The organism is Microbacterium sp. NPDC087665, assembly GCF_044743285.1.
Classification (GTDB): Bacteria; Actinomycetota; Actinomycetes; order Actinomycetales; family Microbacteriaceae; genus Microbacterium.
In genome coordinates, this window is record NZ_JBIUWD010000002.1 from 525,670 (window position 1) to 547,819 (window position 22,150).

General features: G+C 69.7%; 20 protein-coding genes and 1 riboswitch. Of the genes, 14 read left to right on the plus strand and 6 right to left on the minus strand.

Annotation, left to right across the window (positions count from 1 at the left end):
* Positions 1-1,380, minus strand: a complete 1,380-nt coding sequence (locus ACIOSY_RS06035; protein WP_400850537.1) for an MFS transporter — start codon at positions 1,378-1,380, stop codon at positions 1-3.
* 141 nt (positions 1,381-1,521) lie between these two features.
* Here ACIOSY_RS06035 and ACIOSY_RS06040 point away from each other — a divergent pair, with 141 nt between their 5' ends.
* Genes ACIOSY_RS06040 through ACIOSY_RS06075 form a run of 8 tightly spaced genes read left to right on the plus strand, consistent with a single transcriptional unit; the run spans position 1,522 to position 9,395 of the window.
* Positions 1,522-3,030, plus strand: a complete 1,509-nt coding sequence (locus tag ACIOSY_RS06040; RefSeq protein WP_400850540.1) for a fumarylacetoacetate hydrolase family protein — start codon at positions 1,522-1,524, stop codon at positions 3,028-3,030.
* Positions 3,027-3,716, plus strand: a complete 690-nt coding sequence (locus ACIOSY_RS06045) for a GntR family transcriptional regulator (protein WP_400850542.1) — start codon at positions 3,027-3,029, stop codon at positions 3,714-3,716. The genes ACIOSY_RS06040 and ACIOSY_RS06045 overlap by 4 nt, the downstream gene beginning before the upstream one ends.
* Positions 3,713-5,209: a 5-carboxymethyl-2-hydroxymuconate semialdehyde dehydrogenase gene (gene hpaE, locus ACIOSY_RS06050; protein ID WP_400850545.1), complete on the plus strand. Its 1,497-nt coding sequence runs from the start codon at positions 3,713-3,715 to the stop codon at positions 5,207-5,209. Before ACIOSY_RS06045 ends, hpaE begins: the two co-directional genes overlap by 4 nt.
* Before the next feature lie 42 nt (positions 5,210-5,251).
* Positions 5,252-6,418, plus strand: a complete 1,167-nt coding sequence (gene hpaD, locus ACIOSY_RS06055; protein ID WP_400850548.1) for a 3,4-dihydroxyphenylacetate 2,3-dioxygenase — start codon at positions 5,252-5,254, stop codon at positions 6,416-6,418.
* Positions 6,419-6,427: 9 nt separating this feature from the next.
* A complete protein-coding gene (locus ACIOSY_RS06060; RefSeq protein ID WP_400850551.1) occupies positions 6,428-7,213 on the plus strand; it encodes a 2-keto-4-pentenoate hydratase in 786 nt (261 codons plus the stop codon).
* The gene (locus ACIOSY_RS06065; protein ID WP_400850554.1) at positions 7,198-7,998 is read left to right on the plus strand and encodes an HpcH/HpaI aldolase/citrate lyase family protein; all 801 of its coding nucleotides are present in this window, start codon (positions 7,198-7,200) and stop codon (positions 7,996-7,998) included. Before ACIOSY_RS06060 ends, ACIOSY_RS06065 begins: the two co-directional genes overlap by 16 nt.
* 52 nt (positions 7,999-8,050) lie before the next feature.
* Positions 8,051-8,773, plus strand: a complete 723-nt coding sequence (locus tag ACIOSY_RS06070) for a DUF6882 domain-containing protein (protein ID WP_400850557.1) — start codon at positions 8,051-8,053, stop codon at positions 8,771-8,773.
* A 49-nt stretch (positions 8,774-8,822) separates the two neighbouring features.
* Positions 8,823-9,395 (plus strand): hypothetical protein, encoded by a 573-nt coding sequence (locus tag ACIOSY_RS06075; RefSeq protein WP_400850560.1) that lies wholly within the window; start codon positions 8,823-8,825, stop codon positions 9,393-9,395.
* A gap of 40 nt (positions 9,396-9,435) precedes the next feature.
* Here ACIOSY_RS06075 and ACIOSY_RS06080 read toward each other — a convergent pair whose 3' ends face one another.
* Together ACIOSY_RS06080 and glyA are read right to left on the minus strand one after the other, a co-directional pair.
* On the minus strand, positions 9,436-10,314 hold the full coding sequence (locus ACIOSY_RS06080; RefSeq protein WP_400850563.1) for a bifunctional methylenetetrahydrofolate dehydrogenase/methenyltetrahydrofolate cyclohydrolase: 879 nt from the start codon (positions 10,312-10,314) through the stop codon (positions 9,436-9,438).
* Positions 10,311-11,585, minus strand: a complete 1,275-nt coding sequence (glyA, locus tag ACIOSY_RS06085) for a serine hydroxymethyltransferase (RefSeq protein WP_400850565.1) — start codon at positions 11,583-11,585, stop codon at positions 10,311-10,313. The genes ACIOSY_RS06080 and glyA overlap by 4 nt, the downstream gene beginning before the upstream one ends.
* Positions 11,586-11,623: 38 nt before the next feature.
* Positions 11,624-11,708: riboswitch (ZMP/ZTP riboswitch) on the minus strand.
* 53 nt (positions 11,709-11,761) lie between these two features.
* Between glyA and ACIOSY_RS06090 the strand changes: the two genes are divergently transcribed.
* The 6 genes from ACIOSY_RS06090 (at position 11,762) to ACIOSY_RS06115 (ending at position 19,106) form a co-directional block, all read left to right on the plus strand.
* Entirely contained in the window at positions 11,762-13,285 is a 1,524-nt protein-coding gene (locus ACIOSY_RS06090) for a family 20 glycosylhydrolase (protein ID WP_400850568.1), read from the plus strand.
* On the plus strand, positions 13,282-14,439 hold the full coding sequence (gene nagA, locus ACIOSY_RS06095; RefSeq protein ID WP_400850571.1) for an N-acetylglucosamine-6-phosphate deacetylase: 1,158 nt from the start codon (positions 13,282-13,284) through the stop codon (positions 14,437-14,439). Before ACIOSY_RS06090 ends, nagA begins: the two co-directional genes overlap by 4 nt.
* 490 nt (positions 14,440-14,929) lie before the next feature.
* A complete protein-coding gene (locus tag ACIOSY_RS06100) occupies positions 14,930-16,963 on the plus strand; it encodes a sigma-70 family RNA polymerase sigma factor (RefSeq protein ID WP_400850574.1) in 2,034 nt (677 codons plus the stop codon).
* Between the two features lie 10 nt (positions 16,964-16,973).
* The gene (locus tag ACIOSY_RS06105; RefSeq protein ID WP_400850577.1) at positions 16,974-17,345 is read left to right on the plus strand and encodes a YrdB family protein; all 372 of its coding nucleotides are present in this window, start codon (positions 16,974-16,976) and stop codon (positions 17,343-17,345) included.
* Entirely contained in the window at positions 17,342-18,706 is a 1,365-nt protein-coding gene (locus tag ACIOSY_RS06110; RefSeq protein ID WP_400850580.1) for an FAD-binding oxidoreductase, read from the plus strand. Before ACIOSY_RS06105 ends, ACIOSY_RS06110 begins: the two co-directional genes overlap by 4 nt.
* Positions 18,699-19,106, plus strand: a complete 408-nt coding sequence (locus ACIOSY_RS06115; RefSeq protein WP_400850583.1) for an NUDIX domain-containing protein — start codon at positions 18,699-18,701, stop codon at positions 19,104-19,106. The genes ACIOSY_RS06110 and ACIOSY_RS06115 overlap by 8 nt, the downstream gene beginning before the upstream one ends.
* A 15-nt stretch (positions 19,107-19,121) precedes the next feature.
* Here ACIOSY_RS06115 and ACIOSY_RS06120 read toward each other — a convergent pair whose 3' ends face one another.
* The 3 genes from ACIOSY_RS06120 to ACIOSY_RS06130 are packed head-to-tail and all read right to left on the minus strand — an operon-like array spanning position 19,122 to position 22,088.
* Positions 19,122-19,901: a glucosamine-6-phosphate deaminase gene (locus tag ACIOSY_RS06120; protein ID WP_400850586.1), complete on the minus strand. Its 780-nt coding sequence runs from the start codon at positions 19,899-19,901 to the stop codon at positions 19,122-19,124.
* Positions 19,894-20,904: an ROK family protein gene (locus tag ACIOSY_RS06125; protein ID WP_400850588.1), complete on the minus strand. Its 1,011-nt coding sequence runs from the start codon at positions 20,902-20,904 to the stop codon at positions 19,894-19,896. Before ACIOSY_RS06125 ends, ACIOSY_RS06120 begins: the two co-directional genes overlap by 8 nt.
* Complete coding sequence (locus tag ACIOSY_RS06130; RefSeq protein WP_400850590.1) at positions 20,901-22,088, minus strand: ROK family protein; 1,188 nt, start codon at positions 22,086-22,088, stop codon at positions 20,901-20,903. The genes ACIOSY_RS06125 and ACIOSY_RS06130 overlap by 4 nt, the downstream gene beginning before the upstream one ends.
* Positions 22,089-22,150 lie beyond the last annotated feature (62 nt).

Sequence of the window (22,150 nt, forward strand, 5' to 3'; positions counted from 1 at the left end):
TCAGGCCTTGGCGAGGCCGTAGATCGGGCTCACCGACTGCTCTTCTTCGTGATCCGGTCCGAGCGGGATGCCCGAGCGGTCACGCAGCAGCAGGGTCGCGACGAGGCCGATCAGCGTCATCCCGGCGAGGTACCAGGTGACCGCCTGGGTCGAGCCGGTCGCCGCGACGATCGCCGTGGCGATGGTCGGGGCGAACGCGCCACCGGCGATCGCACCGATCGCGTACGAGATCGAGACGCCGGAGAAGCGGATGCTCGCGGGGAACAGTTCCGTGTAGAGCGCCGCCTGCGGGCCGTAGGTGAATCCGAGCCCGATCGTGAGGATCGCGAGAGCCGCGAAGATGAGCCCGATCTCGCCGGTGTTGACGAGGGGGAAGAGCGTGAACACGCCGACCAGCTGCAGCACCCAGCCGATGATGTAGGTGGTGCGACGCCCGATCCGGTCGCACAGCCACCCGGCGATGAGCGTCGTGATCAGCCAGGTGACGGCGGAGCCCGCGACCGCCCACAGCACCGGTCCGCGCTCGAGAGCGATCGGCCCCTCGGGGTTCGTCGTGTAGTTCTGGATGTAGCCACCGGTCGTCATGTATCCGACGGCGTTGTTGCCGGCGAAGACGAGCGCCGCGATGATCACGAGGAGCGCGTGCTTGCGGAACAGCTGCACGATCGGCATCCGCGCCTTCTCCTTGCGCTGCGCGAGTTCGGTGAAGACGGGGCTCTCCTCGACCTTGCGGCGCACGTAGTAGCCCACGAGGATCAGCACGACGCTGAGCAGGAACGGCACACGCCAGCCCCACTCGAGGAACTGGTCGCCCGGCGCGATCGCCGCCATCAGCGCCATCACGCCCGACGCGAGCAGCAGGCCGAGGGGCACGCCGATCTGGGGCGAGGCGCCGAAGATGCCGCGCTTGGCGCGGGGAGCGTGCTCGACGGCCATCAGCACCGCACCGCCCCACTCGCCACCGGCCGAGATGCCCTGGAGGATGCGCAGCAGCACCAGCAGGATCGGCGCCGCGAGACCGATGGATTCGTAGGTCGGCAGCAGACCGATCAGCGCGGTCGCCACACCCATCAGGATGAGCGTCCACATGAGCACGGTCTTGCGTCCGAGCTTGTCGCCGAGGTGCCCCGCGAGGAAAGCGCCGAGCGGGCGGAACAGGAAGCTCACGCCGACCGTGGCGAAGGCGATGATCGCGCTGTCGGCGCCGAGGGGTGCGAAGAAGAGCTGACCGAACACCAGCCCGACCGCGGTGGCGTAGATGAAGAAGTCGTACCACTCGACGGTGGTTCCGACCACCGTGGCGAAGACGACACGGCGACGGTCGGCCGCCGTCGCGATGGTTCCGGTGGGCGTGAAGCCCGCCTGTGACTGACCGCTCATGCGGTGTCTCCTTTGTTCGTGACTGCATTGTCACGGCGTGCATCCGAGTGTCGGTCGAGGTGCTTGCCGGGGGTGGAACCGATGATATATGATTTCGAATACGACGCACAAGGCATCGGCGAAAGCGCGAGGAGGCGCCCCGTGACGGATCCCATTGCCCGCCCCGGCAAGATCATCGCGATCCATCTGAGCTACGCCTCGCGCGCAGACCAGCGCGGTCGACGCCCCGCCGCCCCCTCGTACTTCTTCAAGCCGGCCAGCTCCGTCGGCGTCTCCGGCGGAACGGTCGAACGTCCGGCCGGCACCGAGCTGCTCGCCTTCGAGGGCGAGATCGCTCTCGTCATCGGCACTGCCGCCCGTCGCGTCGCACTCGCGGATGCCTGGGCGCACGTCGGATGGGTGACGGCGTCGAACGACCTCGGCCTGTACGACCTGCGCGCCAACGACAAGGGATCCAACGTGCGCTCCAAGGGCGGCGACGGCTACACGCCCCTCGGCCCGCACCTCATCGATGCGCGCGCCGTCGACCCGACCGACCTGCGCGTCCGCGCCTGGGTGAACGGCGAGATCCGCCAGGACGACACCACGGCCGGCCTGATCTTCCCCCTCGCCCAGCTCGTCGCCGATCTCTCGCAGCACTTCACCCTCGAACCGGGCGACGTGATCCTCACCGGCACCCCGGCCGGATCATCCGTCATCGTGCCCGGCGACGTCGTCGAGATCGAGGTGGATGCTCCGCACGCGCCGGGTGCCCCCACTTCGGGTCGCCTCGTCACGACCGTCACCCAGGGCACCGTGCCGTTCGACCCCGAGGTCGGCTCGCTGCCCGCCGTCGACGACCTGCAGCGCACCGAGGCGTGGGGCTCCGCCGAAGCGGCTGGCCTAGCTCCGATCACGAGCAGCCCGGTTCCTGAGCGAGCGAAGCGAGACGAAGGGCTCTCCCCCGCCCTGCGCGCCAAACTGCTCGACGCCCCGACGGCCGGACTCTCGGCGCAGCTGCGCAAGCGCGGCCACCACTCCTGCTTCATCGACGGGATCGCCGCGAACATCCCCGGCACCAAGATCGTCGGCACCGCCAAGACGCTCCGTTTCGTCCCGTTCCGGGAAGATCTCTTCGCGAGCCATGGCGGCGGGTACAACGCGCAGAAGCGCGCCTTCGACGCGGTCGCCGAGGGCGAGGTCATCGTGATCGAGGCCCGGGGCGATGCCTCCACCGGAACACTCGGCGACATCCTCGCCCTGCGCGCCCGCACCCGCGGTGCCGCCGGCGTCGTCACCGACGGCGGGGTGCGCGACTTCGCCGCGGTCGCCGAGATCGGCCTGCCCGTGTTCTCGCAGGGCGCGCACCCCTCGGTGCTCGGGCGCAAGCACGTGCCGTGGGAGGTCGATGTGACGATCGCCTGCGGCGGGGCGGCCGTGCAGCCCGGCGACATCATCGTCGGCGACGACGACGGCGTCATCGTGATCCCGCCGTCGCTCGCCGAAGAGGTCGCCGATGCCGCCCTTGCGCAAGAAGACGAAGACGCCTGGATCGCCACCCAGATCGAAGCCGGTCACCCCGTCGACGGATTGTTCCCGCTGAACGCCGTGTGGCGCGCCCGCTACGAGCGCGCGACGTCGGGCCGGACCGAGACCGGCGCAGACCGATGACGACGACCACGACCGCCGCCAGCAAGTCCGAGCAGGCCTACGAGTGGATCCGCTCGCGCATCACCGGCCACCAGTACAGCCCCGGCTACCGTCTGGTGCTGGGATCCATCGCCGATGACCTGCAGATGAGTGTGGTGCCGGTGCGCGAGGCGATCCGTCGGCTCGAAGCCGAGGGGCTGGTGACCTTCGAGCGCAACGTCGGGGCGCGTGTGACTCTCGTCGACGAGAGCGAGTACGCGCACACCATGCAGACGTTGGGGGTCGTCGAAGGATCGGCCACCGCCCTCTCCGCCCCGCTGCTCACCGAGAGCGCCCTCGCCGAGGCCGAACGCATCAACGACCGCATGGCGCGGATGCTCGACCACCTCGACGCCCACGCCTTCACCGAGCTCAACCGCCAGTTCCACTCGGTGCTGTTCGAGCCGTGCCCCAACCCGCACCTGCTCGAGCTCGTGCACCGCGGGTGGTCACGGCTCTCGGGCATCCGCGATTCGACGTTCGCGTCGATCCCCGGCCGCGCCCAGCACTCCGTCGAGGAGCACACCGAGATCCTCGAACTCATCCGGGCGGGCGCCGATCCGCTCGAGATCGAGCTCGCCGCCCGCAACCACCGATGGCGCACGATGGACGCATTCCTCGACGCCCTGCACGCCCGTTCCGCCCCGACGACCGGAGACCTGTCATGACCGATCCGCGCATCCCCGCCGACCTGCCCGACCACATCCAGCACTACATCGACGGCGCTTTCGTCGATTCGGTCGACGGCGACACCTTCGACGTGCTCGACCCGGTGACGAACAAGACGTACACGACAGCGGCCGCCGGAAAGAAGGCCGACATCGAACTCGCGGTCGCCGCCGCGAAGCGCGCCTTCGACGAGGGGCCCTGGCCGCGGATGCTCCCCCGCGAGCGTTCGCGCGTGCTGCACCGCATCGCCGACATCGTCGAATCGCGCGACGCCCGCCTCGCCGAACTCGAGTCGTACGACTCCGGTCTACCGATCACGCAGGCGCTGGGTCAGGCCCGGCGCGCGGCCGAGAACTTCCGCTTCTTCGCCGACCTGATCGTCGCGCAGTCCGACGACGCTTTCAAGGTGCCGGGCCGCCAGATGAACTACGTCAACCGCAAGCCGATCGGCGTCGCGGGGCTCATCACCCCGTGGAACACCCCCTTCATGCTCGAGTCGTGGAAGCTCGGCCCCGCACTCGCGACCGGCAACACCGTCGTCCTGAAGCCTGCCGAGTTCACGCCGCTGTCGGCCTCGCTGTGGGCGGGCATCTTCGAAGAGGCGGGGCTGCCGCAAGGTGTCTTCAACCTCGTCAACGGACTCGGTGAGGATGCCGGCGATGCCCTGGTGAAGCATCCGGACGTCCCCCTCATCTCGTTCACCGGCGAGAGCCGCACCGGGCAGATCATCTTCGGCAATGCCGCTCCCTTCCTCAAGGGCCTCTCGATGGAGCTGGGCGGCAAGTCGCCCGCCGTCGTCTTCGCCGACGCCGACCTCGAAGCCGCCGTCGACGCGACCATCTTCGGCGTCTTCTCGCTCAACGGCGAGCGCTGCACCGCGGGCTCGCGCATCCTCGTCGAGCGGTCGATCTACGAGGAGTTCGTCGAGCGGTACGCCGCGCAGGCGAAGCGCGTGAAGGTCGGCTACCCGCACGACCCGTCGACCGAGGTCGGCGCGCTCGTGCACCCCGAGCACTACGACAAGGTGATGAGCTACGTCGAGATCGGCAAGACCGAGGGCCGCCTCGTCGCCGGCGGCGGTCGCCCCGAGGGCTTCGACGAGGGCAACTTCGTCGCCCCGACCGTCTTCGCCGACGTCTCCCCCGATGCCCGCATCTTCCAGGAGGAGATCTTCGGCCCGGTCGTCGCGATCACCCCCTTCGACTCCGACGACGAGGCCCTTTCGCTCGCGAACAACACGAAGTACGGCCTCGCCGCCTACATCTGGACCAACGACCTCACGCGCGCGCACAACTTCGCGCAGTCGGTCGAGGCGGGCATGGTGTGGCTGAACAGCAACAACGTGCGCGATCTGCGCACCCCGTTCGGCGGCGTCAAGGCCTCGGGGCTCGGTCACGAGGGTGGCTACCGCTCGATCGACTTCTACACCGACCAGCAGAGCGTGCACATCACGCTCGGCGGCGCCCACAACCCCACCTTCGGCAAGAACTGACACCTTCCTGTCACCGCAGGAACCGACAGCAAGGACGCTGACATGACCGACAAGACCCAGAAGACGCTCACCTCCTCCGGCTACTACGTGTCGCAGGAAGCGCCGATCCACTCCGACAACCCCGTCGCGACGCCCGAGAGCACCCCGCCCGACATCCTCCGCTGCGCGTACATGGAACTCGTCGTGACCGATCTCGCCGCGTCGCGCCAGTTCTACGTCGACGTGCTCGGGCTCTACGTGACGGAAGAAGACGAGAGCGCGATCTACCTGCGCTCGACCGAGGAGTTCATCCACCACAACCTCGTGCTGCGCCAGGGGCCGATCGCGGCCGTCGCCGCGTTCTCGTACCGGGTGCGCAGCGCAGAAGACCTCGACCGCGCCGTCGCGTTCTACACCGAGCTCGGCTGCGACGTGCGCCGCGAGTCGAACGGCTTCGTGAAGGGCATCGGCGACTCCGTGCGCGTGGTCGATCCGCTCGGCTTCCCCTACGAGTTCTTCTTCGAGACGACGCACGTCGAACGCCTGTCGTGGCGTTACGACCTGCACACGCCCGGCGAGCTCGTGCGTCTCGACCACTTCAACCAGGTCACCCCCGACGTTCCCCGCGCGGTGCGGCACTACCAGGACCTCGGGTTCCGCGTCACCGAAGACATCCAAGACGATGAGGGCACCGTGTACGCCGCGTGGATGCGCCGCAAGCCCACCGTGCACGACACCGCAGCGACCGGCGGCGACGGACCTCGCATGCACCACGTCGCGTTCGCCACGCACGAGAAGCACAACATCCTCGCCATCTGCGACAAGCTGGGCGCACTCCGCCGCTCCGACGCGATCGAGCGCGGTCCCGGACGCCACGGCGTCTCGAACGCGTTCTACCTGTACCTGCGCGACCCCGACGGGCACCGCGTCGAGATCTACACGCAGGACTACTACACCGGCGACCCCGACAACCCCGTCATCACCTGGGACGTGCACGACAACCAGCGCCGCGACTGGTGGGGAAACCCGGTCGTCCCCTCCTGGTACACCGAGGCCTCGCTCGTGCTCGATCTCGACGGCAACCCCCAGCCCGTCATCGCCCGCACCGACAGCTCCGAGATGGCCGTGACCATCGGCGCCGACGGCTTCTCGTACACGCGACCAGACGAGGGCGAGGCATCGATGCCCGAGTACAAGCAGGGCGAGTACAAGCTCGGTCACCAGCTCTAGGAGGAGCGGATGCTGTCAGCAGAAGCCATCACCCGGATCGCCGCGGAACTCGCGCAGGCCGACCGGGAGCACACGGTGATCCCGCGGATCACCGCGCGCTACCCGGAGGCGACGGTCGAGGACTCGTATGCGATCCAGGGCGTCTGGCGCGACACGCAGATCGCCGCAGGACGCACGCTCGTCGGTCGCAAGATCGGATTGACGTCGAAGGCGATGCAGCAGGCCACGGGCATCACCGAACCCGACTACGGCGTGATGTTCGACGACACCGTCTACGAATCCGGCGCCGAGATCCCGGTCGACCACTTCTCGAACGTGCGCATCGAGGTCGAACTCGCGTTCGTGCTGAAGCATCCGCTCGAAGGCCCCGACTGCACGCTCGACGACGCCCTCGCAGCGATCGACTACGCGGTCCCGGCGCTCGAGGTGCTGAATTCGCACATCGAGCTCGAGGGCCGAACGATCGTCGACACGATCAGCGACAACGCCGCGTACGGCGCGATGGTGCTCGGCACGGTGCGCAAGCGGCCCGACGAGATCGACCTGCGCTGGGTGCCCGGGGTGCTCTCCCGCAACGGCGAGATCGAGGAGACGGGCGTCGCCGCCGGAGTCCTCGGTCACCCCGCGACCGGCGTCGCCTGGCTCGCCAACAAGTTCGCCCAGCACGGCGCGCGGCTCGAGGCGGGCGAGATCATCCTGGCAGGATCGTTCACACGCCCGATGTGGGTGTCGCGCGGCGACGAGGTGCTGTGCGACTACGGACCGATGGGAACAATCGCATGCCGCTTCGTCTAGATCCGTCGTTCCGCGAGACGCTCGCAGGTTCCGCACGCCCGCTCGTCGGGATGTGGGTGTGCTCGGCGAGCCCGCTGCTCGCCGAGGTCGCGGCCGGCGCGGGTCTCGACTGGCTGCTCATCGACATGGAGCACTCCGCGAACACGCTCGAGACGGTGCAGGTGCAGCTGCAGGCGGTGGCCGCGTATCCGGTGACGCCTGTCGTGCGCGCACCGTTCAACGACCCCGTCGCGATCAAGCAGATCCTCGATCTGGGCGCGCAGAACATCATCGTGCCGATGGTGTCGTCGGCCGCCGAGGCGCGGGCCGCCGTCGCCGCGACCCGATACCCCCCGGAGGGCGTGCGCGGTGTGGGGAGCGCGCTGGCGCGCAGCGCCCGCTGGAACCGCGTCGACGACTACCTGCGGGACTCCGCGCTGCACACCTCGCTGACGGTGCAGATCGAGACGGTCGCGGGAGTCGATGCGGCCGCCGAGATCGCCGCGGTCGACGGAGTGGATGCCGTCTTCGTCGGTCCCTCCGACCTGTCGGCGTCGATGGGCCTACTCGGCCAGCAGACGCATCCCGACGTCGTCGCGGCCGTCGAGCGCGTCTTCGCGGCGGCGCACGGGGCAGGCACCCCCGTCGGGGTGAACGCCTTCGATCCCGCCGCGGCCGATGCCTACCTCGCGGCCGGGGCCGACTTCGTCGCCGTCGGAGCCGACGTGGCGCTGCTCGCCCGCGCCTCCGAGGCGCTCGCTGCGCGCTTCATCGCATCCGACGGTTCCCCGCGCGCCAGCTACTGAATGCGTCGCGCCCGACTGGCGGATTCATAGGGTGGCGGGAGAAACTGTGTGCATGACTTTTGCCGCGCTCCAGCCGCTCGCCGACCGTGCCGCCCTGTTCACCGCGCTCCGTCAGGATGCCCTGTCCGCCGCGGCCGACGCGCTGGGCGAGCACCGCTGGGACGCCGACATGGCGGCGGGCACGCTGACCTTCACCGCGAACGCCGACCCCTCGCGTCAGCTCGTCACCCGTGCGCACCTCATCGCGACCATCGCCCCCGGCCCGCGTTCGATGCTCTGGGCCTGGGCGCACCCGCAGGGCGACGCGCAGGGCGTGGCCGCACAGCTGCGCAGCTACGGCGCCGAGCACGGCATGGTCGAGCTCACCTCGGCCGAGGTGCCGTTCCCGGCCGATGCCGCAGCCGATGACGACTGGATCGCCCGCGCCGCGCACACCGTCGGCGGTGTGGCCGTCGAGCTCACCGGGCGCTCGCCCTACTACTCGGCTCCGGTCGGTGGCGGCACCCGCGCGGTCTTCCTGCTCGATGCGCCGATCGCACCGCTCTCGGTCGCCGCGGCCGTGATCGCGCTGCCGCGCCTGCTCGCCGGTCTCGCACTCTCCGATGCCCGCACCGCGGTGTGGGATCTCGCGCGCCTCGCGGGCTGGACGCTCACCTGGACCGACGAGGCGTTCTCGGGAGCGACCGTCGTCGACCAGACAGGCTCCGCCACCTTCCGCTTCGACGACCAGGCTCGGATCGCCGGCATCGAGAGCTCGCTCGCACCCCAGGGCTGAGGGCGGTCGCAATCCCCCATCGCTGCGTGGCGTGTGGGATTCTGATCTCATGAAGAACGGAATCGTCCGGTTCGCGTCGCTGTACGTGTTCAACGTCGCGGTGCTGCTGCTCATCGGCCTGCTGCTGCGAGGTGTCTCCGTCGGCTGGAACGCGCTGTGGGCGGCGATCATCCTCACCCTGGCGGCGCTGTTCGTGAAGCCCACGCTCCGTGCCGCATTCCGCCGATCCGCCGCGAAGTCCGCCGCCGACCGCACCAGGGCGGGCGAGAAGATCGTGCAGTACGTGCTCGTCTACCTCGTCGAACTGATCGTCTGGGTGCTGACGATCTGGCTGAGCGGCGTGCGGGTATCGAGCTTCTGGGGATACGTGATCCCCCCGCTGCTGCTGCTCTTCGGCTGGATGATCTACGACCAGATCGACGACAGGCTGCGCGCCAAGACGGCCGAGGTGTACGACTCGGTGCAGGCGCGCATCGGGCGCGGCGGGGCGAAGTCCGACACGGCCGCCACCGCACGCCCGACGCCCGAGACGCCCGAGACGCGCCGGACCGCTGCAGCGCGCGAAGAGCTGCACGACGGGCTCACGCCGGAACAGAGGCGGATGCTCGACGAGCTCGGGTGAGCCGGAGCATCCGCCCTGTTCCTGACGGGACGCGCGGTGGTCAGACCAGGCGTTCCGCCGCCTCGACGACGTTCGTCATGAGCAGCGCGACGGTCATCGGGCCGACACCGCCGGGGTTCGGCGAGACGAACCCGGCGACCTCGGCCACATCGGGATGCACGTCACCGAAGACGAGGCTCTTGCCCGTCTCCGGATCGCTCTCGCGCGTGACGCCCACGTCGAGCACGGCTGCACCGGGCTTGACGTCTTCGGCACGGATGAGGTGCTTCACACCCGCGGCGGCGACGATCACGTCGGCCTCGCGCAGGTAGCGCGGCATGTCGACCGTGCCCGTGTGGGTGAGCGTGACGGTGGCGTTGATGTCGCGGCGCGTCAGCAGCAGCCCGATCGAACGACCGATCGTGACACCACGCCCCACGACGACGACGTGCTTGCCCTTGAGGTCGTAGTCATTGCGCAGCAGCAGCTCGATCACACCGCGCGGCGTGCACGGCAGCGGAGTGTGGATCGGACTGTTGACGTTGAGCACGAGCCGCCCGAGGTTGGTCGGGTGCAGACCGTCGGCGTCCTTCGCGGGGTCGATGCGCTCGAGGATCGCGTCGGTGTCGAGGTGCTTCGGCAACGGCAGCTGCACGATGTACCCGTGGCAGTCGGGGTCAGCGTTGAGCTCGTCGATCAGCGCCTCGACCTGCTGCTGCGTGGCATCGGCCGGCAGCTCGCGCTGGATCGAGTTCATCCCGATCGCCTCGGACTGCCGGTGCTTCATGCCCACGTACAGCTGCGAGGCGGGGTCGGCGCCCACGAGCACAGTGGCGATGCCCGGGACGATGCCCCGCTCGCGCAGCGCGGCGACGCGCTCAGTCAGCTCGGCCTTGATCGCCGCCGATGCCGCCTTGCCGTCGAGGACGACAGCGCTCACTGCTGCAGGTCCGGGTAGAGCGGGAAGCCCGCGGCGAGCGCGTCGACGCGCGCGCGCAGCGCCTCGACGTCGGCGCCGGGAAGCAGCGCCAGCGCGATGATGTCGGCGACCTCGGTGAACTCGGCGTCGCCGAATCCGCGGGTGGCGAGCGCCGGCGTGCCGATGCGCAGACCCGAGGTGACCATCGGCGGGCGCGGGTCGTTCGGCACCGCGTTGCGGTTGACCGTGATGTGGATGTCGTGCAGCAGGTCTTCGGCCTGCTTGCCGTCGACCTCGGCGTCGCGCAGGTCGACCAGCACGAGGTGCACGTCGGTGCCGCCCGAACGCACGGCGATGCCGGCATCCTTGACGTCCTGCTGCGAGAGGCGCTCGGCGATCAGCGAGGCGCCCCGCAGCACGCGCTCCTGACGCTCGGCGAACTCCGGCGTCGCTGCGAGCTTGAACGCGGTCGCCTTGGCGGCGATCACGTGCATGAGCGGACCGCCCTGCTGGCCCGGGAACACGGCGGTGTTGATCTTCTTCGCGATGTCGGCGTCGTTGGTCAGGATGAAGCCCGAGCGCGGGCCGCCGATGGTCTTGTGCACGGTCGACGAGACGACGTGCGCGTGCGGCACCGGATTGGGGTGCAGGCCGGCGGCGACGAGACCGGCGAAGTGCGCCATGTCGACCCAGAGCAGCGCGCCGACCTCGTCGGCGATCGCGCGGAACGCGGCGAAATCGAGCGTGCGGGGGTATGCCGACCAGCCGGCGATGATGACCTTCGGCTTGTGCTCGATGGCGAGGCGGCGCACCTCGTCCATGTCGATCGTGGAGGTCTCGGGGTTCACGCCGTACGCGACGATGTTGTAGAGACGGCCGGAGAAGTTGATCTTCATGCCGTGCGTGAGGTGGCCGCCCTGGTCGAGCGACAGGCCGAGCAGCGTGTCGCCGGGGCGGGCGATCGCGTGCAGCACGGCCGCGTTGGCCGAGGCGCCGGAGTGCGGCTGGACGTTGGCGAACTCCGCACCGAACAGGCTCTTGGCGCGGGAGATCGCGAGCTCTTCGGCGACGTCGACCTCTTCGCAGCCGCCGTAGTACCGGCGACCCGGGTAGCCCTCGGCGTACTTGTTCGTGAGCACCGAACCCTGCGACTGCAGGATGGAGACGGGGACGAAGTTCTCGGATGCGATCATCTCGAGGAACGTCTGCTGGCGCTTGAGTTCGCGGTCGAGGACCTGGGCGATCTCGGGGTCCACCTCGGCGAGCGGGGCGTTGAAGTAACGGTCGGTCATGATGACAGGCTCCTCTGACGACGGATTCGAAGGGTGTTCTCATCGGCCCAGGCGCGCGGTCGAATTCCGTGGTCGGTCGCTCCCCGGTGGTAGTCCACCCAGACGCCAGTCGCGACGATTATGAGCATAGCCGATTCGCCCTGGTCGCCACGCCAGCTCCGCGCTAGGTTTTGTTCATGGTCTTAACTACCCTCCCGCTCGTCCCGCTGCCCGCCGCCGTCGTCGTGCACGAGGGCCGGATGCCCCTGACCGCGACGGCGCGCGTCCACGGCTCCTCCCCCGCTGCCGGCATCTTGATCGACGCCCTCGCCCGCCGTGGCGGGCCCGCACTCTCCCCGGCGGATGCCGGCGACGACGCGCCCGCACCCGGCGACATCGTGCTGCGCACCGACGCGGAGGGCTCGGCATCCGAGGGCTACTCCCTGCGCATCGGCGATCACGTCGACATCGTCGGCGATGACGAGGCCGGCCTGTTCTACGGCGTGCAGACGCTGCTGCAGCTGGCGCGCCAGGACGACGACGGATGGAGCGTGCCCCGCACCGAGATCACCGACGCACCCCGCTTTCCGCATCGCGGAGTGATGCTCGACGTGGCACGGCACTTCTTCGACGTCTCCGAGGTCAAGAAGTTCATCGACGCCACGAGCGCGCTCAAGTTCAACCGACTGCACCTGCACCTCAGCGACGACCAGGGCTGGCGCGTGCACATCGACTCCTGGCCGCTCCTGACCGAGCTCTCGTCGACGACCGCCGCGAGCGGCGACGCCGGTGGCTTCTACACGAAGGACGACTACCGCGACATCGTCGCCTACGCCGCTTCACGGCACATGATCCTGATCCCCGAGATCGATCTGCCGGGGCACACGCACGCGGTCGGCGTCGCCTACCCCGAACTCGTCGAGGCGCCGGTGCTCAACGACGCCCTCGTCACGCAAGCCGAGAACCTGGGCCAGCCCCTGCCCGTCGCCGGCGAGAGCTATCTCGGCTGGGGCGTCGGCCACTCGAGCGTGCGCATCCGCGAGGAGCGCACCTACGACTTCGTGCGCGACGTCGTGCGCGAACTCGCCGAGATGACGCCCGGCCCGTACATCCACATCGGCGGCGACGAGTCGCTGGGCACCTCGCAGGAGGACTTCGACCACTTCGCCGAGCGCGCGACGCAGATCGTCGTCGACGCGGGTAAGACGCCTGTCGCCTGGCACGAGATGGGCGCGGCAGCCGGCATCGCCGAAGGCACGGTCGGACAGTACTGGGGCATGAAGATCCCCACGGGGGCGCATGCGGCCGAGGCCGCGCACTTCGTCGAGCGCGGCGGCGCGCTCATCATGTCGGCGGCCGACGCCGCCTACCTCGACATGAAGTACACCGCCGACTTCCCGCTCGGACTCACCTGGGCCGCGATCATCGACGTGCGCACGGCCTACGAGTGGGAGCCGACCGCCGTGCTGGAGGTGCCCGACGAGGCGATCCTCGGCGTCGAAGCGCCCCTCTGGTCGGAGACCACGCGCACGATCGACGACGTCGAGCAGCTCGTGTTCCCGCGGGCCGCCGCAGAAGCCGAGATCGCCTGGTCGCCGAAGCATGCCCCCGAGCGCACGTGGGAGTCGTTCCGCGGGCGTCTCGGCACTCTCGCACCGCTGTGGAAGGCTGAGGGGGTGCGATTCCACCCGTCCGCCGACATCCCCTGGAGCGATCGATGAGCGTCCACACCGCAGCGACCGGAAGCCTGGTCATCCACTCGGCGCGCATCGTCGACCGCGGCGAGATCGTCGAGGACGCCTGGGTACGGATCGACGACGGTCTCGTCTCCGCGCGGGGCACGGGAGCTGGCTGGACTGCCGCCGATGAGGTCGTCGATGCCGTGGCGGTCGCGGGACCGGGCGCGGTGCTGACCCCCGGATTCATCGACATCCACGGGCACGGCGGCGCCGGCGCCTCCTTCGACGACGGCGTCGACGCGATCCGCGCCGCTCGCGCCCTGCATCGCGCGCACGGGACGACCCGCGCGGTCGTCTCCCTCGTCACCGCTCCGCTCGACTCCCTCGCCCGCAGCGTCGCGACGATCGCCGACCTGATGCAGACGGATGCCGACATCCTCGGCTCGCACCTGGAGGGACCGTTCCTCGACCCCGAGCACCACGGAGCCCACGAACCGTCGCTGCTGCGCGAACCGCGCGCCGACGACGTGGCACGCCTGCTCGAGGCCGGCCGCGGAACGATCCGTCAGGTCACGATCGCACCGGAGCTTCCCGGCGGGCTCGATGCCATCCGACAGATCGTCGCCGCGGGAGCCGCCGCGGCAGTGGGGCACACGAATGCGGATGCTGCGATGTCGGTCGCCGCGTTCGAGGCCGGTGCGTCGATCCTCACGCATGCGTTCAACGCGATGCCGGGCATCCACCATCGTGCTCCCGGCCCGGTGCTCGCCGCCGCCGCCGATCACCGAGTGGTGCTCGAAGCGATCGCCGACAACGTGCATCTCGATCCGCACGTCATCAAGCTCGTGTTCGACAGCGCCCCCGGGCGTGTGGCTCTGATCACGGATGCCATGGCCGCGGCCGGCAGCGCCGACGGGCACTACGACCTGGGCGCGGTGAGCGTGACCGTCGAAGACGGCATCGCCCGCGCCGACGACACCGGGTCGATCGCCGGATCCACGCTCACGCAGGACGTCGCGCTGCGGCGCGCGATCGACGCCGGCGCATCGCTCGGCGAGGCCGTCCGGGCACTCACGGAGACTCCGGCTCGGGCCATCGGATGCGACGGAGAGCACGGGAGCCTGACGGTCGGTCGGCGCGGCGACGGAGTGCTGCTGGATGCGAGGCTGCGCGTCGAGCGCGTGTGGGTCGGATAGAGCCCGCTTCGGGTGCGAGCCCGCCCCGCGCGTCGACGCGCAGCACGTGTGCGCTCCGGTCTGCGACCGAGAGGCCGAGGAGGCCGCCGATCCCCCCGGATCGACGGCCTCGGCCCCCTCTTGAGAGTGGGCGGGCCGAGAACTCCTCCCCCGAGGCTCCCGACCCGCCCGACCGATGCGTATACCCCTCGCATCGGAGCCCGAACTCCGCCCCCCGGTGGAGTTCTTCGTGGCTGTCTCTACAGATGAGACGACGTCAGGGCCGATTCATTACGCGAACCTGAGAAAAAATCTGAAATTTCTTTCGCCGATTTCTGAATATCTCTCCCGAACTGGGATTTTTCGCCAGCCGCGAATCTGCGGATCGAGGCGCGACAGGGGTGGCCATGCTGGGAGATTCACGAGAGAATGGAAAAGACGCGTGATGAGATACGTCATCACGCGTCTCTTCTGTGGAGGCACATCCGTGTCCCGCGACCGAGGGAAGACAGTGCACGAACAGAACACTCCTCACACCGACGACACGATCGCCGACGCCGACCTCATCCTCCGCACCCGCTCGGGTGACACGGGGGCGTTCGGTGAACTCTGGCGTCGTCACTACCCCTCCGGTATCGCCGTCGCCCGGTCCGTCACGTCGTCCATCGACGCCGACGACCTCGTGCAGGAGTCCTACACGCGCATCTACCAGGCCATCGTCAAGGGCGGCGGACCCAACGGTTCGTTCCGCGCATACCTCTTCACCAGCATCCGCAACACCGCCGCCGCATGGGGCCGCTCCCGCCGCGAAGACGCGATGGACGAGCTCGACACCGTCGCCGACCCCGACAGCACCGAGCAGGCGTCCAACGACGCGCTCGACCGCAGCCTCACCGCGCAGGCGTTCCGCAGCCTCCCGACGCGGTGGCAGGAAGTGCTCTGGTACACCGAGATCGAGCAGATGCGCCCCCAGGAGGTCGCCCCTCTTCTCGGTATGAAGTCCGGAGCGGTCTCGCAGCTCGCCTTCCGGGCGCGCGAGGGTCTGCGCGAGGCGTGGATCCAGGCGCATCTGCGCAGCTCCGCCCCCGGGTCGGACTGCCAGTGGACCATCGAGCACCTCGGCGCTTACTCCCGCGGCAACCTCGGCACGCGCGACCACCGTCGCATCGAAGAGCACCTCGACGAGTGCGCCCGCTGCATGATCGTCGCCGCCGAGGCGAAAGACGTCTCCAAGCGCCTCGCCCTCGTCCTGCTCCCGCTCGTCCTCGGCGTCACCGGTGCGGCCGGTTACCTGGCCACCCTGCAGGGTGGCGGCGCACCGATCGTCGCCCTCGCAGCGATGCCGTCGAGCATCCCGAACGGCGTGGTCGTCACCGACGGCGGCGCGGGCGGTCTCGGCGCAGGCTCCACCGCTGCGGGCGCCGGCGGTGCCGGTGGCTCCGCGGGCGGTGCCGGCGGTGGTGCCGGTGGTGCGGGCGGTTCGGGCGGCGCATCCGGAGGCATGCTCTCGGGCATGGGCGCGCTCGTCGGCGCAGGCTCTGCCGCGCTCGTCGTGGCGGGAGTCGTCGCCGCGGCCACGATCATCCCCGGGTTGGCGGGCGCCGACCCCTCGACCTCGCTTCCGAGCGCCGGAGACTCCGAGTCGTCGTCGATCGCCTCCGACGTCGGTCCCGACGAGTCGATGAAGACAGACCCGAAAGACGACGTGCCGGTCGAGGAACCGATCGTGCCACCGAAGGACGACGCCGCCCCTCCGGTCGACGAGGTCGAGACGGCTCCCGACGCCCGTACCGACGTTCCTTCGGCTCCCGTCGTGATCATTCCCGTGAACCCGTCGCCCGGAACCGGCACGAATCCCGGCACCACCCCCGAGGTTCCGGTCATCCCCGAGATCCCGGGTCCCGAGGTTCCCATCGCTCCGACGATCGTGTCGACCGCGGTCAGCTGCGTGCCTTTCAGTACCGACCTGCGGGTCGGGTACACCACCTACATCGTCCAATTCACCGGGGAACCCGGCACTGTCGTGCAGCCGTACCTCAGCGGAGCCACCGCGCGCACCGAGCCGGCCACGATCGGCGAGGAGGGCACCGGTTACGCGATGCTCTTCGGAGAGCTCAGCGTTTTCACCGAGGCCGACGAAACCGTCACCTTCACCTACACAATCGATGGTGTCACCGGAGAAATGACTTCGGCCGGAACCCTCACCACGCTGCCGAATCGCAACGGCCAGGCCTGCGGGCTACTGGTCGAGGAGGAGCCTCCCGGAGAGGAGCCTCCCGCCGAGGAGACGCCGGTCGCCGAGCCTCCCGCCGAGGAGACGCCTGTCGCCGAGCCTCCCGCCGAGGAGACGCCGGTCGATGCGCCGGTCGTGGCCGACGTTCCTGCCGCGGTTCGCTCGGAGGAGACTGCGGCTCCCGCCGAAGAGCCCGCACCCGCACCGGCAGAGGAGGTTCCGGCACCCGCCGAGACCGAGGCGCGCGTCGATGCGGCGATCACTCCCGAGCTCGTCGTCGTGACGGACGAGGAGCCTACCGACGCCGAATAGACTGGGATCCATGTCCCAGGATTCCGTCTCCGTTCCGGGCGTCCAGCGCCCGGTCATCACCGTGCTCGACGTCATCCGCACCGTCGTCCTGATCGCCGCTGTCGCCTCGCTCTCACTCTGGGGCTTCGCCACGTGGTCGCTGCCCTGGAACATCGTCGTCGGCATCGGGGCCCCGGTGGTCGTCATCCTGGTCTGGGCCCTCTTCCTCTCCCCGCGTCCCGTGCTGCGGGTGCACCCCTTCCTGCGCGCCGCCGTCGAGCTGCTCATCTACGTCGGCGTCACCATCGCCTGGTGGTCGATGGATCAGGCGCTGATCGGCTCGGCCTTCGCCCTCGTCGCCATCGTCACCGGGCTCATCAGCGGGCGGCGCGCCCTCGGATGAGCGTGCTCGCGCAGCTGACCGCCGTGCTCGGCGATCTCGTCGACACGCATCCGGCTGCGCTCGAAGCCGCACGCGCCGATAGCTCGGGCCATGCCGCGACCGGCCGACCGCTCGCCATCGTGCACGCCGAGAGCGTCGAGCACGTGCAGGAGACGATGCGCATCGCGACGGCCACCCGCACCCCGGTCGTCGTGCGCGGCGCCGGTACCGGACTCGCCGGAGCCGCGAACGCCGGAGATGGCGAGATCGTGCTCTCCACACTGCGCATGACGGCCGTGCGCGAGGTGCGCGCCGATGATCTGCTCGCCGTCGTCGAACCCGGCATCCTGAACGCCGACCTCAACCGGGTCCTGGCGCCCCAGGGCGTGTGGTGGGCCCCTGACCCCGCCAGCCGCGACATCTCGACGGTGGGCGGCAACATCGCCACCGGGGCGGGCGGGCTGCTGTGCGCCAAGTACGGCGTCGTGCGCGATGCCGTCCTGGGCCTCGATCTGGTGCTCGCCGACGGTCGCCTCCTGCACCTCGGTCACCGCAGCGTCAAGGGCGTCACCGGCCTCGATCTCACCTCGCTCGTGATCGGGTCCGAGGGCACGCTCGGCGTGGTCGTCGGCGCCACCCTCAAGCTGCGTCGCCTGGTCCCGGGCACGACCTGCACGCTCACCGCCACGTTCCCGGACGTGCGCACCGCGGCGACCGCGTCGTCCGCCGTCACGGCCGCCGGCATCCAGCCCGCGATCATGGAGCTCATGGATTCCGCGAGCCTCGCGGCCGTTCACGCGCTGCTCGGGTTGCCGGCTCCGGCGGCGGGAGCTGCGCAGCTGACGATCCAGACCGACGGTCCCGCCGCGGGCGTCGAGGCCGAGGCGATCGCCGACGTGCTGCGCGCCCACCGGGGCCTGACGACCGTGACGCACGACGCGGACGAAGGAGAGCGCCTCCTCGCCATCCGCCGCTCGATGCATCCGGCGATGGCGTCGCTCGGCACGACCCTCATCGAAGACGTCTCGGTGCCCCGCAGCGCGATGCCGGCGATGTTCGACGAGATCGCCCGCATCGAGCAGCGATTCGGGATCAGCATCCCCACCGTCGCGCACGCCGGAGACGGCAACCTGCACCCGAACTTCATCTTCGAGGGACCCGAGACGCCTCCCCTCATCTGGGAGGCCGCCGACGAACTCTTCCGTGCCGCGATCGCGCTCGGAGGAACCCTGACGGGCGAGCACGGCATCGGCACCCTGAAGCGGCGCTGGCTCGCTGACGAACTCGGCGCCGATCAGTGGGAGCTGCAGCGGCAGATCGCGCGGGTGTTCGATCCCCTCGGCATCCTCAACCCCGGAAAGGTCTTCGTCGCCGATGCCTGACATCATCGTGAGCGCCGCCGTGATCACCGACACGACCGGGCGGGTGCTCGTCGTCCGCAAGCAGGGCACCACGCGCTTCATGCAGCCCGGCGGCAAGCCCGAACAGGGTGAGACGCCGGCGCAGACGCTGTTGCGCGAACTGCACGAGGAGCTGGGGATCGAGCTCGCCGAGTCCGATCTGCTCCCGCTGGGACGGTTCGTCTCGGCCGCCGCCAACGAGCCGGGCCACCGGGTGATCGCCGACGCGTTCGCGACGACGATCGACCCGTCGACCGTGAGTGTTCAGGCCGAGCTGGCCGAGCTGCGGTGGATCACTCCCGACGACGTCGAGGCTCTGCCGATGGCGCCGCTGAGCATCGAGCACCTGCTGCCGCTGGCGTGGCCCGCGACACGGCGCTGACCGCGAGGGCGAGCCTCAGATGCCCTGCCAGGAGGGCTTGTTCGCGAACGTGTAGCGGTAGTAGTCCGCCTGCGTGAGACGCGATGCCGCAGCCTCGTCGACGACGACCGTCGCGTGCGGGTGCAGCTGGATCGCGGATCCGGGCAGCGAGGCGGTGAGCGGGCCCTCGACGGCGTCGGCCACGGCCTGCGCCTTGCCCTCGCCGAATGCCAGCAGCACGAGGTGACGGGCGCGCAGGATCGTGCCGAGTCCCTGCGTGATGCAGTGCATCGGCACGTCGTCGATCGAATCGAAGAAGCGGGCGTTGTCGACGCGGGTCTGCTCGGTGAGCGTCTTCACGCGCGTCTGCGACGCGAACGACGAACCGGGCTCGTTGAAGCCGATGTGGCCGTCGGTGCCGATGCCGAGGATCTGGAGGTCGACGCCGCCTGCCGCGGCGATCGCGGCCTCGTAGTCGTCTCCCGCGTGCTGGATGGTCGCGGTCGCACCGTTCGGCACGTGGATGCGCCGGGGGTCGAGCCCGAGGGGTTCGACGACCTCGCGCGTGATGACCGAGCGATAGCTCTCGGGGTGGTTCGGGTCGATTCCCACGTACTCGTCCAGCGCGAAACCGCGCACCTGGGAGAGATCGCGTCCGGCGAGCTGCGCGCGCAGAGCCTCGTACACGGGCAGAGGGGTCGATCCCGTCGCCAGGCCCAGCACGGCATCGGGTCGTGCGTCGAGGAGCGCGACGATCTCGGTGGCGACCAAGGAGCCGGCGGCTTCCTTGCTCTCGACGATGACGACCTCAGCCATGGAAGACGATCTCCTTCTCGGGTATGGAGGCGCCGACGAGTGCGGCGCCGAATGCGGCGGCAGGGGATCCTGCGGCGAGCATCTCGATTCTCTCATCGAGGTGCAGCGAACGCATGAACGGGGACTTCTCCGCATCGACGCGCAGGGCGGCGCGGATGCCGTCTTCCAGTCGGGCGCCGAGCGCTGTGAGGCCCCCGCCGATGATGACGGTCTCGACGTCGGCGGACAGCACGAGCACGCGGACGGCGGCCGCGGCTCCGTGATGCAGGTCGTCGCGCAGGGCGATGGCCTCGGCATCCCCCGCATCCGCGGCGTCGAGGATGTCCTTGACCGGCAGCGCACCGGGTCGACACCAGGCCTTCGCGAGCGATCCTCCCCCGCAGAACGTCTCGATGCAGCCCCGCTGACCGCAGCCGCAGGTGCGTCCGTTCGGATCGACGGAGATGTGGCCGACCTCGCCGGCCGTCCCCCGCGCTCCGCGCCGGATGCGTCCGTCGATCACGATTCCCGCCGCGACGCCGGTGCCCAGGTTCAGGTACGCCATCGATCCGGTCAGTCCGCGCAGCACCGATGCGCCGAGCGCGGCGGCCTTGACGTCGTTCTCGACCCGGAACGGGATGCCGATCGCCGCCTCGGCCCGTGCCGCCAGGGCGAGCGAGGCCACCCCCAGGTTGACCGCGTGCAAGACAGTGCCAGTCTCGACGTCGACGAGTCCGGGGATGCCGACGCCGACCGAGCCGATGTCGCTCAGTGCGATGCCGTTCTCCTGCGCCAGGGCAGCGACCGCCTGCAGGATGTTCTCGACGACGGCGTCTTCTCCCCACCCCGTAGGACGACGCAGGCGTCCGAGGATCTCGCCCGAGGGCGCGACGGCGACCGCGTCGATCTTCGTGCCGCCGACGTCGAGACCGACGCGGACGGAACCGTTCGCGGGCGCGCCGAGGGCGGCATGCCGCTGCGAACGAAGCTCCGGATCATCCGGGTTCGTGGCCGTGCGGGTCACGAGACTCCCAGCTGCGCAGACAGCACCATCACCGCGGCGCCGCGGAGGACGATGTCCTCCTGGACGGTCAGTCGGATGAGCGCGTCTTCGAAGACGCCCTCGAGCGTGCGGGCGTGCAGCGTGTCGACGGCGGCATCGATCAGGATGCCGTCGAGAAGCTCTGCGGGACCGGAGAGCACGACCTCGGAGAGGTCGAGGGCGGCGACGATGGGCGCGATCGCGATGGCCATGCGGGTGCCGGCGTCGCGCAGGATCTCGTCGCGTGCGGTCGGATCCGCGGCGACCGCATCGGTGAGACGCGTCTCGCTGAGCCATGCCTCCAGGCATCCGTCCTTGCCGCAGGCGCAGCGCGGTCCGCCGTCGGTGCCGACCGTGACGTGACCGATCTCACCGGCGGCGAAGCGGCTGCCCAGCAGCGGCTGGCTGCCGGTGATGAGACCGGCGCCGACTCCGCGACCGATCTTGATGAGCATGAAGTCGGCCTTGGCGTCGCCGAAGGTGTACTCCGCGAGCACGGCCGCGTTGGCGTCGTTGCGGGCGAGGACCGGCAGGTCGAGGTCGGCGCCGAGCTTGGCTTCGAGCGGGAAGCTCGTCCACCCGAGGTTCGGGGAGCTCAGCACGATGCCGTCGGGACGCACGACACCGGGGGTGCCGATGCCCACTCCGAGCAGCGGTCGCGTGGACGCCGTGACGAGGGCGCGGGCGAGCTCGAGCGTCGCCGCGTATGCGGCTTCGCCGTCGGGCGACTCGGGACGCGGAACCTCGCGCCGCTCGAGCACGTCGCCGTCGAGGCTGAGTACCGCGCCGACGAAGGCGTGGGGACCTGAGAGGTCGAGACCGATGATCTGGTGGCCGAGGCGGTCGATATCGATGAGGATCGGAGGCTTGCCGGGTCCGGCGGTCTCGCGGATGCCCATCTCGATCACGATGCCATCGGCGATGAACTCGGCCACGAGGTCGGAGATCGTGACGCGTGTCAGGCCGGTCTCGCGCGAGAGGTCGGCTCGACTCATCGCTCCCGCGTGGTAGAGCGTCTGGAGCACGAGCGCGCGGTTGTGCCCGCGCGCGTGCTCGGGCAGGACCTTGGAGCGCGAGCGCAGATGGCGGCCGGGGCCGAAGGCATGCGAATTCGCATCGACGTACTCCGACGGCGATGCGGTGCGCGGTTCATCCGACACGGACATGTTTGTTAGTAGACCTTACGAACATAATTTACGCAACCCCGCTCGCCAGGCGAGTCCCCGAG

Bases quoted from the DNA above. Each gene is read 5' to 3' on its own strand.
- ACIOSY_RS06035 (WP_400850537.1), bottom strand. From the start codon at position 1,380: ATGAGCGGTCAGTCACAGGCGGGCTTCACGCCCACCGGAACCATCGCG.
- ACIOSY_RS06045 (WP_400850542.1), top strand. From the start codon at position 3,027: ATGACGACGACCACGACCGCCGCCAGCAAGTCCGAGCAGGCCTACGAG.
- hpaE (WP_400850545.1), top strand. From the start codon at position 3,713: ATGACCGATCCGCGCATCCCCGCCGACCTGCCCGACCACATCCAGCAC.
- hpaD (WP_400850548.1), top strand. From the start codon at position 5,252: ATGACCGACAAGACCCAGAAGACGCTCACCTCCTCCGGCTACTACGTG.
- ACIOSY_RS06060 (WP_400850551.1), top strand. From the start codon at position 6,428: ATGCTGTCAGCAGAAGCCATCACCCGGATCGCCGCGGAACTCGCGCAG.
- ACIOSY_RS06065 (WP_400850554.1), top strand. From the start codon at position 7,198: ATGCCGCTTCGTCTAGATCCGTCGTTCCGCGAGACGCTCGCAGGTTCC.
- ACIOSY_RS06070 (WP_400850557.1), top strand. From the start codon at position 8,051: ATGACTTTTGCCGCGCTCCAGCCGCTCGCCGACCGTGCCGCCCTGTTC.
- ACIOSY_RS06075 (WP_400850560.1), top strand. From the start codon at position 8,823: ATGAAGAACGGAATCGTCCGGTTCGCGTCGCTGTACGTGTTCAACGTC.
- glyA (WP_400850565.1), bottom strand. From the start codon at position 11,585: ATGACCGACCGTTACTTCAACGCCCCGCTCGCCGAGGTGGACCCCGAG.
- ACIOSY_RS06090 (WP_400850568.1), top strand. From the start codon at position 11,762: ATGGTCTTAACTACCCTCCCGCTCGTCCCGCTGCCCGCCGCCGTCGTC.
- nagA (WP_400850571.1), top strand. From the start codon at position 13,282: ATGAGCGTCCACACCGCAGCGACCGGAAGCCTGGTCATCCACTCGGCG.
- ACIOSY_RS06105 (WP_400850577.1), top strand. From the start codon at position 16,974: ATGTCCCAGGATTCCGTCTCCGTTCCGGGCGTCCAGCGCCCGGTCATC.
- ACIOSY_RS06110 (WP_400850580.1), top strand. From the start codon at position 17,342: ATGAGCGTGCTCGCGCAGCTGACCGCCGTGCTCGGCGATCTCGTCGAC.
- ACIOSY_RS06115 (WP_400850583.1), top strand. From the start codon at position 18,699: ATGCCTGACATCATCGTGAGCGCCGCCGTGATCACCGACACGACCGGG.
- ACIOSY_RS06120 (WP_400850586.1), bottom strand. From the start codon at position 19,901: ATGGCTGAGGTCGTCATCGTCGAGAGCAAGGAAGCCGCCGGCTCCTTG.
- ACIOSY_RS06130 (WP_400850590.1), bottom strand. From the start codon at position 22,088: ATGTCCGTGTCGGATGAACCGCGCACCGCATCGCCGTCGGAGTACGTC.